The following is a 12,595-nucleotide window of genomic DNA, read 5'->3' as shown; positions in this document are numbered from 1 at the left end:
AATTAGAGGGGGGCCGGGCCGTAGTGTGGACGCCGTGCAACTTGCGCTCCGCGCTGACCGGCTTATAGCGCCTGACCATGTCCAATATCGCTGAAAACGCCCGCCGAACGGGCACGATCGAGCGCAAGACCGCCGAGACGGGAATAGCAATTTCCGTCGATCTCGACGGCACCGGCGCATACGACATATCGACCGGGATCGGTTTTCTCGATCATATGGTCGAGCAGTTTTCAAAGCATTCGCTGATCGATGTGTCGATGAAGGTCGACGGTGACCTGCATGTCGACCAGCACCACACGACCGAGGATTCGGCGATTGCGCTGGGCCAGGCGATTGCCGAGGCGCTTGGTAACAAAGCCGGTATCGGGCGGTACGGCGCCGCCTATTCGCCAATGGACGAAACGCTCTCGCGCGTCGCGCTCGACATTTCCGGGCGGCCTTACGTGGTGTGGAAAGCGGGCTTCACTCAGGAAAAGCTGGGCGAATGGGACACCGAGCTTATCGAGCACTGGTTCCACTCGGTCGCGCAGACTGCGGGGATCACGCTGCATATCGAGCTGCTATACGGCTCGAACAACCATCATATCTGCGAGAGCATCTACAAGGGCTTTGCGCGCGCGATGCGGATCGCTGTCGAGCGTGACCCGCGCAAGGGCGGCGCGATCCCGAGCACCAAAGGGCAGCTTGGCGGCTGATGGCGCAGACCACCGCCCTTATCGATTACGGCGCGGGCAACCTCCACTCGGTCCACAACGCGCTCAAAGCGGTCGGAGCACACGTCTCCGTCACTGCCGACCCGGATGTCGTTCGCAGAGCCGACCGCATCGTGCTGCCCGGTGTGGGTTCGTTCAAGGCGTGCGCCGCAGGATTGAAAGGCGTGTCCGGCATGGTCGAGATCCCTGACCGAGCGGGTGGAAATGGGCGGTGCGCCATTTCTCGGCATTTGTGTCGGGATGCAGCTGTTGGCGACACGCGGGCTCGAGCACGGCATTACGCGAGGTCTTGGCTGGATACCGGGCGAGGTTCGCCTGATCGAGCCGCGCGATCCGGCGATAAAGGTGCCGCATATGGGCTGGAATGACGTCGCGATGCTACCCCATGCGCGCGGGCACGCATTGATCGAGGAAGGGGAGGCGTATTTCCTGCATTCCTATCACCTCGTTGCCGATGATCCCTACCACATCGCCGCCATGACCGATCACGGCGAAGGCCTGGTCGCAGCGGTTACACGCGGCAATATTGCGGGCGTCCAGTTCCATCCCGAAAAGAGCCAGGCTTACGGCCTCGAAACGCTCGCGCGCTTTCTGGAATGGAATCCGTGATGGACCGGTGTTCGGAAGGCTCAACATGATCGTATTCCCCGCTATCGACCTCAAGGGCGGCGAAGTCGTGCGTCTTTCCGAAGGCGACATGGACCGCGCCACCATATACGGCGACGACCCTGCGGCGCAGGCGATGATCTTTGCCGAGGCCGGAGCTGAGCACTTGCATGTCGTCGATCTCGACGGCAGCTTCGCCGGACGCACCGAAAATCGCGGGGCGGTCGAAGCCATCGTCGAGAAATTCCCCGGCTACGTCCAACTCGGCGGCGGTATCCGTGATGCGGCGGCGGTCGAGGGATGGTTCAACCTTGGCGTGGCGCGCGTGGTGATGGGCTCTGCGGCGCTCAAGAACCCCGAATTCGTCAAGGAAATGGCGCGCGAATGGGAAGGCGGCATCGTCGTTGCGGTGGACGCAAAGGACGGCATGGTCGCGACCGAGGGCTGGGCGGAAGTGTCCGACGTGCCCGTGGTCGACCTCGCCCGACGGTTCGAGGATGCGGGCGTCGCTGCGTTGCTCTTCACAGACATCGGGCGCGACGGATTGCTGAAAGGCGTGAATATCGACGCGACGGTTGAGCTCGCACAACGCGTCGATATTCCCGTGATCGCGAGCGGCGGCGTGAAGGGTCTGGACGACATCCACATTCTGTCGCTCAACGCGCACGAGGGTATTGAAGGCGTGATAACAGGCCGCGCGCTGTATGAAGGGCGGCTCGATCTTGCGGCGGCGATTGCGATGGGCGCGCGGGTATGAGGCAAGTTGATCGAGTGAAGAAGCGGCCAATCCGGTTCGCGGCCTTCTCAATTTTTGCCGTTGCGGGCGCCGTAGGTCTTCGGGCCGCTCCGCTCGCCGCCCTTCTCTGGGCTATAGCTTTTGCAATGTTCGCCATCGATTTTTGGCAGAACCAAAACGATGGGTTCATAACGCGGGATGGTGACCCGCATATATTCTGGTCCACCATTCTCCTTCTATGCGGCATGACGGTTCTAATGCTCTGGCTTTCCCTTATTATCATGGGGCGGAGCGCATGACCGTCCGCATTCGCGTCATACCCTGCCTCGACGTCGCCGATGGGCGCGTGGTCAAGGGCGTCAATTTCGTCGATCTGAAAGATGCGGGCGATCCGGTCGAGCAGGCGCGCGCCTATGATGAGGCGGGCGCGGACGAGCTGTGCTTTCTGGACATTTCCGCCACGCACGAAGGACGCGGAACGCTGCTCGATATTGTAAAGCGCACGGCAGAGGTTTGCTTCATGCCGGTAACGGTCGGCGGCGGCGTCGCTTCGGTCGAGGATGCGCGCGCGTTGTTGCTCGCTGGCGCGGACAAGGTTGCGGTGAACTCAGCGGCGGTGAAGCGACCCGAACTGGTGTCGGAGATCGCCGCGAAATTCGGCAGCCAGTGCGTTGTCGCCAGCGTCGATGCGCGCCGGGTCGTGCCGACCACCGGCGAGGCAGCGCCGAAGTGGGAAATCTTCACTCATGGCGGGCGTCAGCCGACGGGGATCGATGCCGTCGAACATGCGACAAGAATGGCTCAGCTGGGCGCAGGCGAGTTGCTCGTGACCAGCATGGACGGCGATGGGACCAAGGCAGGCTACGATCTCGAACTCACCCGCACGATTGCCGATGCGGTCAGCATTCCGGTGATTGCCAGCGGCGGGGTGGGTACCCTCGATCACCTTATCGAAGGGGTGCGCGAAGGCCATGCCAGCGCCGTGCTCGCCGCCTCGATATTTCATTTTGGCGAGCACTCGATCAGCGATGCGCACAAGGCCCTGCGAGATGCTGGCCTCCCGGCCCGAGGGATATGAGGCTTGCCTGCGCGCGGGGGATGAAGGACAAGCTTATTATGAACACGCTTGAACGCCTCGAGGAAACCATCGCAGCGCGCCGGGCTGCGTCTCCGGACGAAAGCTACGTTGCCGCGCTCAACGCGAAAGGCCTTTCGAAAATCGCCCAGAAGCTGGGCGAGGAAGCGACCGAAGCGGTCATCGCAGCGGTTTCCGGCAGCAATGAAGAACTGGTCGGCGAAAGCGCCGACCTGATCTTCCACCTGCTTGTGCTGCTCGATGCCAAGGGCGTGTCGTTCGAGCACGTGCTCGGCGAACTCGACCGGCGCGAGGGTCTATCGGGGCTGGAAGAAAAAGCCGCGAGGTCGGCGGACTGATGGCGCGCGACCTACGCAAGGACTGGCTCGTCACCCGGTCGGACTTCGAGGAGAACCCCGGCGAATATGTCGCCCGGCACGGCACCTTCCGCATGATGGTCTACAAGCCGAATATTCCGAACGTGCAAGAGCCGCATTCGCAGGACGAGCTCTATATCATCGTGCGCGGCGAAGGACGGTTCACGAAGGCTGGCGACACCCGCAGCTTCGGCCCGGGCGACGGAATTTTCGTCGAGGCGGGCGTCGAGCATCAGTTCGATGAGATTTCCCGCGATGGACTGGTCCAGGTGCTGTTCTGGGGACCAGAAGGCGGAGAACAGGAGTAAACCCCGTGCCGATCGACCCGACGCTTCCCTATGATGACGACAACATCTTCGCGAAGATCCTGCGCGGGGAGATTCCTTCGAATAAGGTCTATGAGGACGAGTGGGCCTTTGCGTTCGAAGACATCAATCCGCAAGCCGAAGTTCACACGCTTGTGATCCCCAAGGGCAAGTATGTCAGCTGGGACGATTTCTCCGCCAAGGCATCGGATGCCGAAATCGGCGGCTTCGTGCGCGCGGTCGGTGAGGTCGCGCGGATGAAGGGTCTGGTCGCTCCGGGTTGCCGGCTGATGGCCAATATCGGCGCGCATGGCGGGCAGGAAGTCCCGCACCTCCACGTACATATCTTCGGCGGGGAGCCGCTCGGCCCGATGATCTGCAAGAGGTGAGTTTCGTCGCGTGCGAGACTCGTTTCAGCATCATTCATGTGACTAACCGCAAACGCCGCTTTTCAGTGAATCCTCACTGCGCTAGGTGCCGTTGCAATGGTTGACCCAACTCCCCCGGGCGGTGTCCTCAATGGACCGCAGCACCTCTATGCGGTGCGGGTCTATTACGAGGATACGGACCTTTCGGGGATCACCTATCACGCGAACTACCTGCGCTGGTTCGAGCGCGCACGTTCCGACCTGCTGCGCTTGCTCGACATCGATCAGCGCGCGGCAATCGAGGCGGGCGAGGGCGCCTATGCGGTGTCCGAGATAAACCTCAAATACCTGCGCCCGGCAAAGCTTGATGACGATGTGGTGATCGAGACTACTTGCACCGATCTGGGCGCGGCGAGTTGCCGGATGCACCAGATTGCGCGCCGGGGCGATGAGGCGCTGTGCGAGGCGGATTTGCGGGTCGGGTTCATTTCGCTCGAGGGGCGTCCGCGCCGCCAGCCGGCGCCGTGGCGCGATGCATTTCAAACTTTCATGGACCAAGGGGCTCAATGACCATTTCGCTCGAAATTCTGGCTGCGGTGCCATCCACCCGGCTCGACCCGCTCGAATTGTTTCTCGACGCCGATATCGTCGTGCAGGCGGTGATGGCCGGTCTGATCATCGCGAGTATCTGGGTGTGGACGATTATCGTCGCATTCAGCATGCGGATCGGGCGGTTGGAAGGGCGCTCGAGCGAATACCAGATCGATTTCTGGGAAACGCGCGACCGGGATGCGGTGCTGACCAAGCAGCAGCGCCGCGAAGTGCCCGCCGCACGGGTCGCCGCTGCCGGGCTGGATGAATGGAAAAAGTCGACCGCGAATGCGGCGGTCGACCGGGGCGCAGCGCGCGACCGGATCGGCGCAGCGATGGAAAGTCAGGTCGCCGAGGAAGCCGACGAGTTGGCAACGCGGCTCAACTTTCTCGCCACAACCGGATCGGTTGCGCCGTTTGTTGGTCTGTTCGGGACGGTGTGGGGCATCATGAACAGCTTTTTCCAGATCGGCGCGCAGGAAAGCTCCTCGCTCGCCGTGGTCGCTCCCGGTATTTCCGAGGCGCTATTTGCGACCGCCATCGGCCTGTTTGCGGCCATCCCGGCAGTCATCGCCTACAACCGCTTTTCGAACCGCGTGAACCGCTACGAAGCAAAGTTGCAACGTTTCGCAGACAAGGTCCATGCGGGGCTGAGCAGGGAACTGGACAAAACCTGATGGCGATGAGCCTCGCCTCGTCCCGCTCCAGCCGCCGGTCGCGGCGCGCGCCCATGGCGGAGATCAATGTCACGCCGTTCGTGGATGTGATGCTGGTGCTGCTCATCATCTTTATGGTCACCGCGCCGCTTTTGGCCGTGGGCGTGCCGATCGAGTTGCCCGATAGCCGCGCCAATCCGGTGGATCAGACGCCGGAGCAGATCACGATTTCGGTCGATGGCGACGGGATCATCTATATCGAAAACGAAGCCGTGCCGGTGGGCGGCTTCCCCGATGCGCTTGCTCAGATCGACCGCGGGACGGACGGACAGCAGCCAGTGATCGTGTTTCGCGGCGACCGCGCGGTCGAATACGGCCGGACGATGGCTGTGCTTGGCGAGCTGAACCGCGCAGGCTTTACTTCGATCTCGCTGGTCACCAGCGGTTCAGGCGCGGAGCCATAGCCAAGGGCTGAGTATGGGAGAGACTGCTCTTTTGCGAAGCGAAGACCGAGTTGCAATCCCGGTCGCGATTGCGCTGCATGTCGGCGTGCTTGCAATACTCGTCCTGCAGCCGGTGCGCGATGAGACGGCGATCATCCCGGAGCGCATAACGGTGAGCCTTGCGACCGATATCGGGCTTGAGGCGACCGCGCCTGATCCGGTACCCGAAAGCCGCGCGGCAATTGCGCCGGTGCTGGGCGAGGAGCTTGGCCCGGATACGCAGGATGCGCCCGAGGCTACACCCGATACGCCTCCGCCGCCCCCAGTCTCCACCACCCGCACGGCGAGCGCACCTCCAAGTCCCGCGCCTGAGCGAACCGCGGCCAGCGGCGGCGGAAGCCGCATCGGCGACGATTTCCTGCCCGGTAGCGGAAGCTCGACGACCACCGACGAAACCCGTATTCCCGCCTCGCAGATAGGGGCGAGTGCGAAGGCCTCGATCATCCAGGCCATCGTGCGCCAGATCAGGCCGCACTGGAACGCGCCCAGCGGCGTCGATGCCGAATTGCTGGTCACAGAGCTGGCGTTCGATCTCAATGAAGATGGATCGCTCAAGGGCCGCCCGCGCGCGCTGCGCCAGAGCGGCGAGAACGCCTCCAACCGAGCGCAAAAATCACTCCATGCCGAGCGCGCGATCCGTGCGGTGCAACTCGCCGCACCATTCGACCTGCCCGACGAATATTACAATGCGTGGAAGTCGATCCGCGGCGCACGCTTCGATAGGAACCTGTCACGATGAAAACTGCCCTTGTTGCCCTTTCGCTGTTCACCGCCACCTTCTCAAGCGCGGCTCTCGCGCAAAGCGAAGACCTTGGCGAGCCGCTGGGAGAAGGCGGCACGGTAGAAACCACCGGAGTCGAGGCTTCGGGCGAGCAGGCGGACGACGGAGGCCTGACCTTCACCGTTACCGATGAAAGCGACTGGTCCGATATTGGCGTCGCCATTCCGGCCTTCGCGGTCGACCGCGATCAGCCCACGCCCGCCAATGCCAACGGCACCGAGGCATTGGGCCGCGAAGTGGCGCGCATCATCACCGCGAACCTGCGCAACAATGGCCTGTTCAAGCCCGTCGGCCCGGATAGCCTGCCGCAGCCAAGCTTTGGCCAGATCACCGCGCCAAGCTGGAGCAGCTGGAGCGGTCGCGGGGCGGAGATGCTGGTCCACGGCTATGTTCGCGCACGCAGCGATGATCGGCTGGTGGTCGGCTGTTATCTCTACGATGTCGCGCTTCAGGACGAGCTCATCCGCGAAGGCTGGGTCGTGCGCCCGGCGGACTGGCGGCGCGCGGCGCACAAATGCAGCGACCTCATCTATGCACGCCTGACGGGCGAAAGCCCGTTCTTCGACAGCCGCATCGCCTATATCGCCGAGACCGGACCGAAGGATCGGCGCGTGAAGCGGCTGGCGGTGATGGACAGCGACGGGGCAAACCACCGCTTCCTTACGCTGGGCAGTGCCACCGCGCTGACGCCGCGCTACTCGCCCGATTATTCGAAGATCATGTACCTGTCCTATGTCGACGGAAATCCGCGCATCTATGTCTACGACATTGGCAGTGGAAAGCAGCAGCTGGTGACCGAGAACAGCAACCCCACGCTCGCGCCGCGCTGGTCGCCCGATGGCCGCTCGATCCTTTATTCGATGTCGGTTGCCGGCAATACCGACATTTACCGCGTGCCGGTATCGGGCGGGCGCAGCGTGCGGCTGACCGATACGCCGGGGATCGACATTGGCGGATCGTATTCGCCCGACGGATCGAAGATCGTTTTCGAAAGCGATCGCTCCGGCTCGCAGCAATGCTATGTTATGAATGCAGACGGGTCGAACCAGCGGCGCATCACCTTCTTCGGCGGTCGCTGCGCCACGCCGGAATGGAGCCCGCGCGGCGACCAGATCGCCTTCACGCGCATAGCCGGCGACTTCAACGTAGCGGTGATGTCACCTGCCGGGCGGAGCTTGCGCGTTTTGACCAGCGGTTGGCAGGACGAGGCGCCGACCTGGGCTCCCAACGGCCGGATCATCCAGTTCTTCCGGACTGAGCGGAACACCGGGCGGTCGGGCCTTTGGCAGGTCGACCTGACCGGGCGCAATGAGCGCCGGCTACCAACTCCGGTCGATGCATCCGACCCGGCTTGGGGACCGATCCGGCCCTGAGCGCGTTTAATTACAATAGAACCCTTGAGGGTCGCCCCCGAACTGAAAGGATGACCACTATGAATGCGATCACGAAAGGTCCGTTTCGGGCCACTATCCTGCTTGTCGCTTCGGCTACCGCGCTTGCCGCGTGCCAGAAAAAGCCGCCGGAACAGCTTCCGCCCGCGCAAGCGAGCGAGGAAGAGCCGGTTGCAACCGCCACGCCGACGCCAAGCGGACCGGTGCTTGGCACGCAGCAGCATTTCGAAAATGCAGTCGGGTCATCGACCACGATCTATTTCGACACCGATCGCTTCAATATCGACAGCGCCGATGCCGCCGCTCTCCAATCCCAGGCGCAGTATTTTGCGCGTTTCCCGCAGCTGACCTTCACTGTTGAAGGCCACGCCGATGAACGCGGAACGCGTGAATACAACCTCGCACTGGGTGAACGCCGCGCCAATGCGGCCAAGAATTATCTCGTCAGTCTGGGCGTGACCGCCGACCGTATCCGCACGGTCAGCTTCGGCAAGGAGCGCCCGGTTGCGCTTGCCTCGAACGAAGCGGCGTGGGCGCAGAACCGCCGTGCGGCCAGCGTCATTATCAACTGATCGGGGATCGGCTTTCGTTAGCTTTGCAGGCCGGGTAAGAGCTCGGCCTGCGCGCTAAACGGCTGGCTGATCGTGAGCGGGGTGTCGCCAGCATCTCCGAACCGGCCATTGCCCGCAGCAAGGCACAGGCTTGCCAGCGCAAGCACGGAAAACAGGCTGGACAGGGCGACTTGGTGGCTCATTGTGCTCTCGAAGGGGGCGCCGTAGAGACGCCGGATTACCAAAAGGTGTTGCAATGCAACATTTCGCATCGCAACCGGTTCCCGCTTTTCGTCTTCATTTGCTTTCCATTCCACTTAACCTAGATTGACCGCGTGATACTTTCGACCAACAGCATTCCGCCGAGCGCCCCTGTGCAGGCCCTTTCGTGAGCCGCGCGCGCCGATCCAACGATTGGGGCTTCCCGCGCTGGCGCTCCTACGATTCCTCGCGCGAGGCCGTGGCGCAGCGCGAATGCGATCGGCATGGCTGCGACGAGGCGGGCCTGTGCCCCGCACCCAAATCGCCCAACAGCCCCGATCGCTGGTATTTCTGCCAGAAGCACGCCGCCGAATACAACAAGGGGTGGGATTACTTCGAAGGGCTCGACAAGGAGGAGAAGGCAAAGCGCGCCAAGGCTGAGCAGCAGGAAAGCTCAGGCTATGCCGAGGCGTCGCATTATGGCTGGACCGGATCAGGCGATGGCAGCCGCAGCGCCGACGAGATGATGGCTCTGGAGGTTCTGGAGCTGGAAGCGGACGCGGACTACCCGACGATCAAGAAAGCCTACCGCGCCAAGGCGAAAGAGGTTCACCCCGACGTAAAGCCGGGCGACGAGGAGGCGGCCAAGCAATTCCAGGCGATCCAGGTCAGCTACGAAGTGCTCCGCCAAGCCGAGGAACGACGGGAGTGGAAGGGGTAGGTCTTGCCGATATGGCCGCTTGCGACCCGATTGCGGACATTCACTATAGCCGCAGCCATCTCTAGATGCCGCCGCGAGCAGTAGCCTTTTCGTGCAAACCGCATAGCGAGGCCCAATCGTTGATGTATCGCTCTACAAAGTCGCTGAAACTGTTCGCGACATAACCGTCAGATTCTCCGTTTATGAGGGCCACCTTCCCTCGATTTTCATCTTCGGTACACGAAATGGCCCACGCCCAGCACCAGATGCAGTGATCGACAATAAATAGGTGTTTGATGAATTAGAGGTGATTGGCTCTCCGACGTCGTACCCTAACTCGTCTGGAATGTTTCTAATGCGTTCAATGGGCCACCAGATGCCACATTCTTCATCCCAATTTTCTGCATTGGGAATGGCGAGCTGTAGATACGTGCGGAAATCATCAGGAAGCGTAACACCGTATCGAACTTCAAGGGCGACTATATCTCGTTCGGGCGTAGTATTCGTAACAATGTCAGCGGCGGTTTCGGACCACCACGCTTGCAAGGTTTCGTACGGAAGCATCGCCCATAAATCTTTCCAATTTCGCCAATAGTCAATCATTTCTGCCGACCTGCTGCGCTCCAGAGCGAACGTCCGCTTTCCAGCAACCACCGGACATTCACCACTAAACTCGGACAAACGCGTCTAGCTGCTCCAAGATCAATCTCTCGGTCCAGAAAATCCCGGCTTTGCAGCGCTTGAATCGATCTCCGGGTTCGGGTTGTCGTTCCACCACGCCACGTCGGACCATGGGCGAATATCGAGCTCGTGGGTCCAGCAATTGCGTGGTTGCTGCGCGAGGTGCCAGTAGGTTTCGGCGATCTCGGCCGGATCAATCACGCCTTGCTCGCCCTTGGCGGCTTTGAACGCCTCGTATTTGTCGCCGAGCAGTTTGCCCAAGGTGTCGGGTGCATCGACCGAGCCATCGACCACTATGTGGGCGACGTGGATACCTTGCGGGCTGAATTCCGCGTTGAGCGTCTGGCACAGCATCCGCCGTCCTGCCATCGCGGCGGCGTGGCTGTGTTGTCCGGCGTTGCCACGCATGGCCGATGTCGCCGAGGTCACGAGCAGCGTTCCGTGCCGCCCGGTCTGCGCGCGCTCCGCCATTGCCGGGAACATCGCATGGGCGAGGCGAAAGACGCCGTAGCAGCCGAGCTTCCAGCCAAGCTCGAATGTCCGGTGCGGCGTGTCGTGCAGTTTGCGGTTCCCGATCTGCGCGCCGAGATTGTAGAGCGCACCTTCGATCGGGCCGATATCACGCTCGGTCCGCTCGACCAGTTCCTCGACCGAGCCGTCTTCGGCTGCGTTGAGCAGCGCGCCGGTGGCCGAGCCGCCGTCTTCCTCTATCTGGTCGATCAGCCGCCCAAGGCTTTCTTCATCGGATCGCCGGGCCAGGACCGCGTGATAGCCGCCTGCGGCGAAGCGCATGGCGGCGTGCCCACCGATCCCGGCACCAGCGCCGATCACAAGGAATACGGGTTTGCGCTGTGTCATTACTCTCTCCCAATGTGGGCAGAGAGTAGGCCAGCGATCAAACGTGTTCCAGTGCCTGCTCGAAATCGGCGATGAGGTCGTCCGCGTCTTCGATGCCGATGCTGATGCGCACGAGGCTATCCGAAATGCCGAGCTGCTGGCGGCGCGCATGCGGGACCGACAGATGCGTCATCGAAGCCGGGTGGCTTGCGAGTGTCTCGGTCCCGCCGAGGCTGACCGCAAGTTTCGCGATTGTGAGGTTGTCGAGGAAACGGAAGCATTCCGCCTCGCCGCCTTTCAAAAACACGCTGAAAGTGCTGCCCGCACCCATGCAGTGGCGATCATAAATATCCTGCTGGCGCTCATCCTCGATCATGCCGAGATAGCCAAGGCCGTCGACCTTGGGATGCGCTTTCAGAAAGGCGCAGACCTTCTCCGCATTCTCGCCTGCGCGCTGCATTCGCAATTCGACCGTTTCGAGCGAGCGCAGCAGCATCCAGGCTGTGTTCGGATCGACGATCCCGCCCATCGTGTTGCGCAGCGCGCGCACCGGGTCCATCCATGTCTTCGCGCCAGCAATCGAGCCTGCGACGAGGTCCGAATGGCCTCCGACATATTTGGTCAGCGAATAGGCAACGATATCCGCGCCGTGATCCAGCGGGCGCTGCCACAGCGGGCCAAGGAAGGTGTTGTCGATGGCGATGGGGCAATCCCATTTGAGGTTGGCATCGCGCGCTTCCTTCACGGCCTCGATATCAACGAGCGCGTTGGTCGGGTTGCCGGGACTTTCGAGGTAGATCATCGCGACCTTGCCGCCATTTTCGCTGGCCTGCTTCTTCGCGCGCTTAAGAACCTCGTCGAGCTGTTCGCGGGTCGCGCCTGCGGGAAAGTCGATATAGGTCACGCCGAACTTGCTGAGCACCTTCGCGACGAACCCTTCCGATGCAGCGTAGAGAGGTCCGGAGTGCACGATAACGTCGCCCTGGCTGACATAGGCGAGCATCAGGATGCAGATCGCAGTCATGCCACTTGAAAAGCTGAGCGCGTCTTCGGCTCCGTCCCAAATGGCGAGGCGGTCTTCGAGGATTTCCTGATTGGGCGCGTTGAAGCGCGAATAGACCAGTCCCTCTGCGCCGCCCTCGCGCTTGCCGGTGATCCCTTCGAAATGCCGTTTGCCGTCCGCTGCGCTGGAAAAGGCGAAGGTCGACGTCAGAAAGATCGGCGGCTTCAACGAGCCTTCGGAGAGGACCGGGTCATAGCCGTGGCCCATCATCAGGGTCGAAGGTTTCAGCTCGCGTCCGCCGATCGTGGTTTTTTCCGGCTTTGGATTGCGGCGCGGAGTAGGGGTGTCGGTGGCGTCGATTGCATCCGTCATGCGGATATCCTTCCTAATCAGCGCTCCAAGGAAGGCTGGAGCTTAAAATCGGACGTGCGGCCCCCGCCTCTAACCTCCGCAGAAGCGCCTCTCCGCACGATCCCAAATCTCGATGCGGCCTGATTATCGCGCGATAGTTGCAGTTGCA

General features: G+C 62.0%; 18 protein-coding genes and 1 pseudogene. 14 read left to right on the top strand and 5 right to left on the bottom strand.

Annotated features, from left to right (window positions below):
* Nucleotides 1-77 precede the first annotated feature (77 nt).
* The 3 genes and pseudogenes from hisB to hisA all read left to right on the top strand — a co-directional run bounded on the left by hisB (nucleotide 78) and on the right by hisA (nucleotide 2,076).
* Nucleotides 78-695 carry an imidazoleglycerol-phosphate dehydratase HisB gene (gene hisB, locus AC0L39_RS13705; protein ID WP_473258699.1) on the top strand — a complete coding sequence of 206 codons (618 nt, stop codon included), beginning with the start codon at nucleotides 78-80 and terminating at the stop codon, nucleotides 693-695.
* Nucleotides 695-1,322: pseudogene (gene hisH / locus AC0L39_RS13700) on the top strand (imidazole glycerol phosphate synthase subunit HisH). Before hisB ends, hisH begins: the two are co-directional and overlap by 1 nt.
* A gap of 25 nt (nucleotides 1,323-1,347) precedes the next feature.
* Nucleotides 1,348-2,076, top strand: coding sequence for a 1-(5-phosphoribosyl)-5-[(5-phosphoribosylamino)methylideneamino]imidazole-4-carboxamide isomerase (gene hisA, locus AC0L39_RS13695; RefSeq protein ID WP_473258697.1), 729 nt, complete (start codon nucleotides 1,348-1,350; stop codon nucleotides 2,074-2,076).
* A 47-nt stretch (nucleotides 2,077-2,123) separates the two neighbouring features.
* Here the strand turns inward: hisA and AC0L39_RS13690 are convergent, their stop codons facing one another.
* Entirely contained in the window at nucleotides 2,124-2,267 is a 144-nt protein-coding gene (locus AC0L39_RS13690) for a hypothetical protein (protein ID WP_473258696.1), read from the bottom strand.
* Between the two features lie 83 nt (nucleotides 2,268-2,350).
* On the opposite strand from AC0L39_RS13690, the gene hisF reads away from it, so the two are divergent.
* The 10 genes from hisF to pal all read left to right on the top strand — a co-directional run bounded on the left by hisF (nucleotide 2,351) and on the right by pal (nucleotide 8,674).
* Nucleotides 2,351-3,133 (top strand): imidazole glycerol phosphate synthase subunit HisF, encoded by a 783-nt coding sequence (gene hisF, locus AC0L39_RS13685; RefSeq protein ID WP_473258695.1) that lies wholly within the window; start codon nucleotides 2,351-2,353, stop codon nucleotides 3,131-3,133.
* A gap of 38 nt (nucleotides 3,134-3,171) precedes the next feature.
* Entirely contained in the window at nucleotides 3,172-3,489 is a 318-nt protein-coding gene (locus AC0L39_RS13680; protein ID WP_473262393.1) for a phosphoribosyl-ATP diphosphatase, read from the top strand.
* Nucleotides 3,489-3,815: a cupin domain-containing protein gene (locus AC0L39_RS13675; protein ID WP_473258693.1), complete on the top strand. Its 327-nt coding sequence runs from the start codon at nucleotides 3,489-3,491 to the stop codon at nucleotides 3,813-3,815. The genes AC0L39_RS13680 and AC0L39_RS13675 overlap by 1 nt, the downstream gene beginning before the upstream one ends.
* Nucleotides 3,816-3,820: 5 nt before the next feature.
* Nucleotides 3,821-4,201 carry a histidine triad nucleotide-binding protein gene (locus tag AC0L39_RS13670; RefSeq protein WP_473258691.1) on the top strand — a complete coding sequence of 127 codons (381 nt, stop codon included), beginning with the start codon at nucleotides 3,821-3,823 and terminating at the stop codon, nucleotides 4,199-4,201.
* Nucleotides 4,202-4,297: 96 nt separating this feature from the next.
* Nucleotides 4,298-4,750 carry a YbgC/FadM family acyl-CoA thioesterase gene (locus AC0L39_RS13665; protein WP_473258689.1) on the top strand — a complete coding sequence of 151 codons (453 nt, stop codon included), beginning with the start codon at nucleotides 4,298-4,300 and terminating at the stop codon, nucleotides 4,748-4,750.
* On the top strand, nucleotides 4,747-5,448 hold the full coding sequence (gene tolQ, locus AC0L39_RS13660) for a protein TolQ (protein ID WP_473258687.1): 702 nt from the start codon (nucleotides 4,747-4,749) through the stop codon (nucleotides 5,446-5,448). The genes AC0L39_RS13665 and tolQ overlap by 4 nt, the downstream gene beginning before the upstream one ends.
* Entirely contained in the window at nucleotides 5,448-5,891 is a 444-nt protein-coding gene (locus AC0L39_RS13655; protein WP_473258685.1) for an ExbD/TolR family protein, read from the top strand. Before tolQ ends, AC0L39_RS13655 begins: the two co-directional genes overlap by 1 nt.
* A gap of 13 nt (nucleotides 5,892-5,904) precedes the next feature.
* On the top strand, nucleotides 5,905-6,669 hold the full coding sequence (locus tag AC0L39_RS13650; protein WP_473258683.1) for an energy transducer TonB: 765 nt from the start codon (nucleotides 5,905-5,907) through the stop codon (nucleotides 6,667-6,669).
* Nucleotides 6,666-8,084: a Tol-Pal system beta propeller repeat protein TolB gene (gene tolB, locus AC0L39_RS13645; protein WP_473258681.1), complete on the top strand. Its 1,419-nt coding sequence runs from the start codon at nucleotides 6,666-6,668 to the stop codon at nucleotides 8,082-8,084. The genes AC0L39_RS13650 and tolB overlap by 4 nt, the downstream gene beginning before the upstream one ends.
* A gap of 50 nt (nucleotides 8,085-8,134) precedes the next feature.
* The gene (gene pal, locus AC0L39_RS13640; RefSeq protein WP_473258680.1) at nucleotides 8,135-8,674 is read left to right on the top strand and encodes a peptidoglycan-associated lipoprotein Pal; all 540 of its coding nucleotides are present in this window, start codon (nucleotides 8,135-8,137) and stop codon (nucleotides 8,672-8,674) included.
* Between the two features lie 17 nt (nucleotides 8,675-8,691).
* Here pal and AC0L39_RS13635 read toward each other — a convergent pair whose 3' ends face one another.
* Nucleotides 8,692-8,856 carry a hypothetical protein gene (locus tag AC0L39_RS13635; protein WP_473258678.1) on the bottom strand — a complete coding sequence of 55 codons (165 nt, stop codon included), beginning with the start codon at nucleotides 8,854-8,856 and terminating at the stop codon, nucleotides 8,692-8,694.
* Nucleotides 8,857-9,041: 185 nt separating this feature from the next.
* Between AC0L39_RS13635 and AC0L39_RS13630 the strand changes: the two genes are divergently transcribed.
* Nucleotides 9,042-9,575 (top strand): J domain-containing protein, encoded by a 534-nt coding sequence (locus tag AC0L39_RS13630; RefSeq protein ID WP_473258676.1) that lies wholly within the window; start codon nucleotides 9,042-9,044, stop codon nucleotides 9,573-9,575.
* A gap of 180 nt (nucleotides 9,576-9,755) precedes the next feature.
* On the opposite strand, the gene AC0L39_RS13625 is transcribed toward AC0L39_RS13630, so the two are convergent.
* From AC0L39_RS13625 to AC0L39_RS13615, 3 genes are all read right to left on the bottom strand, one after another.
* Nucleotides 9,756-10,157: an SMI1/KNR4 family protein gene (locus tag AC0L39_RS13625; RefSeq protein ID WP_473258675.1), complete on the bottom strand. Its 402-nt coding sequence runs from the start codon at nucleotides 10,155-10,157 to the stop codon at nucleotides 9,756-9,758.
* A gap of 99 nt (nucleotides 10,158-10,256) precedes the next feature.
* On the bottom strand, nucleotides 10,257-11,093 hold the full coding sequence (locus AC0L39_RS13620) for an SDR family oxidoreductase (protein WP_473258673.1): 837 nt from the start codon (nucleotides 11,091-11,093) through the stop codon (nucleotides 10,257-10,259).
* 37 nt (nucleotides 11,094-11,130) lie between these two features.
* Entirely contained in the window at nucleotides 11,131-12,447 is a 1,317-nt protein-coding gene (locus tag AC0L39_RS13615; RefSeq protein WP_473258671.1) for a cystathionine gamma-synthase family protein, read from the bottom strand.
* Nucleotides 12,448-12,595 lie beyond the last annotated feature (148 nt).

The organism is Erythrobacter sp. K21-9 (assembly GCF_055808355.1).
This window is presented reverse-complemented; position numbering and strand designations above follow the sequence as displayed.

Bases quoted from the DNA above. Each gene is read 5' to 3' on its own strand.
- hisB (WP_473258699.1), top strand. From the start codon at position 78: ATGTCCAATATCGCTGAAAACGCCCGCCGAACGGGCACGATCGAGCGC.
- AC0L39_RS13680 (WP_473262393.1), top strand. From the start codon at position 3,172: ATGAACACGCTTGAACGCCTCGAGGAAACCATCGCAGCGCGCCGGGCT.
- AC0L39_RS13655 (WP_473258685.1), top strand. From the start codon at position 5,448: ATGGCGATGAGCCTCGCCTCGTCCCGCTCCAGCCGCCGGTCGCGGCGC.
- pal (WP_473258680.1), top strand. From the start codon at position 8,135: ATGACCACTATGAATGCGATCACGAAAGGTCCGTTTCGGGCCACTATC.
- tolB (WP_473258681.1), top strand. From the start codon at position 6,666: ATGAAAACTGCCCTTGTTGCCCTTTCGCTGTTCACCGCCACCTTCTCA.
- AC0L39_RS13625 (WP_473258675.1), bottom strand. From the start codon at position 10,157: ATGATTGACTATTGGCGAAATTGGAAAGATTTATGGGCGATGCTTCCG.
- AC0L39_RS13620 (WP_473258673.1), bottom strand. From the start codon at position 11,093: ATGACACAGCGCAAACCCGTATTCCTTGTGATCGGCGCTGGTGCCGGG.
- AC0L39_RS13635 (WP_473258678.1), bottom strand. From the start codon at position 8,856: ATGAGCCACCAAGTCGCCCTGTCCAGCCTGTTTTCCGTGCTTGCGCTG.
- hisA (WP_473258697.1), top strand. From the start codon at position 1,348: ATGATCGTATTCCCCGCTATCGACCTCAAGGGCGGCGAAGTCGTGCGT.
- AC0L39_RS13675 (WP_473258693.1), top strand. From the start codon at position 3,489: ATGGCGCGCGACCTACGCAAGGACTGGCTCGTCACCCGGTCGGACTTC.
- AC0L39_RS13615 (WP_473258671.1), bottom strand. From the start codon at position 12,447: ATGACGGATGCAATCGACGCCACCGACACCCCTACTCCGCGCCGCAAT.
- hisF (WP_473258695.1), top strand. From the start codon at position 2,351: ATGACCGTCCGCATTCGCGTCATACCCTGCCTCGACGTCGCCGATGGG.
- tolQ (WP_473258687.1), top strand. From the start codon at position 4,747: ATGACCATTTCGCTCGAAATTCTGGCTGCGGTGCCATCCACCCGGCTC.
- AC0L39_RS13650 (WP_473258683.1), top strand. From the start codon at position 5,905: ATGGGAGAGACTGCTCTTTTGCGAAGCGAAGACCGAGTTGCAATCCCG.
- AC0L39_RS13665 (WP_473258689.1), top strand. From the start codon at position 4,298: ATGGTTGACCCAACTCCCCCGGGCGGTGTCCTCAATGGACCGCAGCAC.
- AC0L39_RS13690 (WP_473258696.1), bottom strand. From the start codon at position 2,267: ATGCGGGTCACCATCCCGCGTTATGAACCCATCGTTTTGGTTCTGCCA.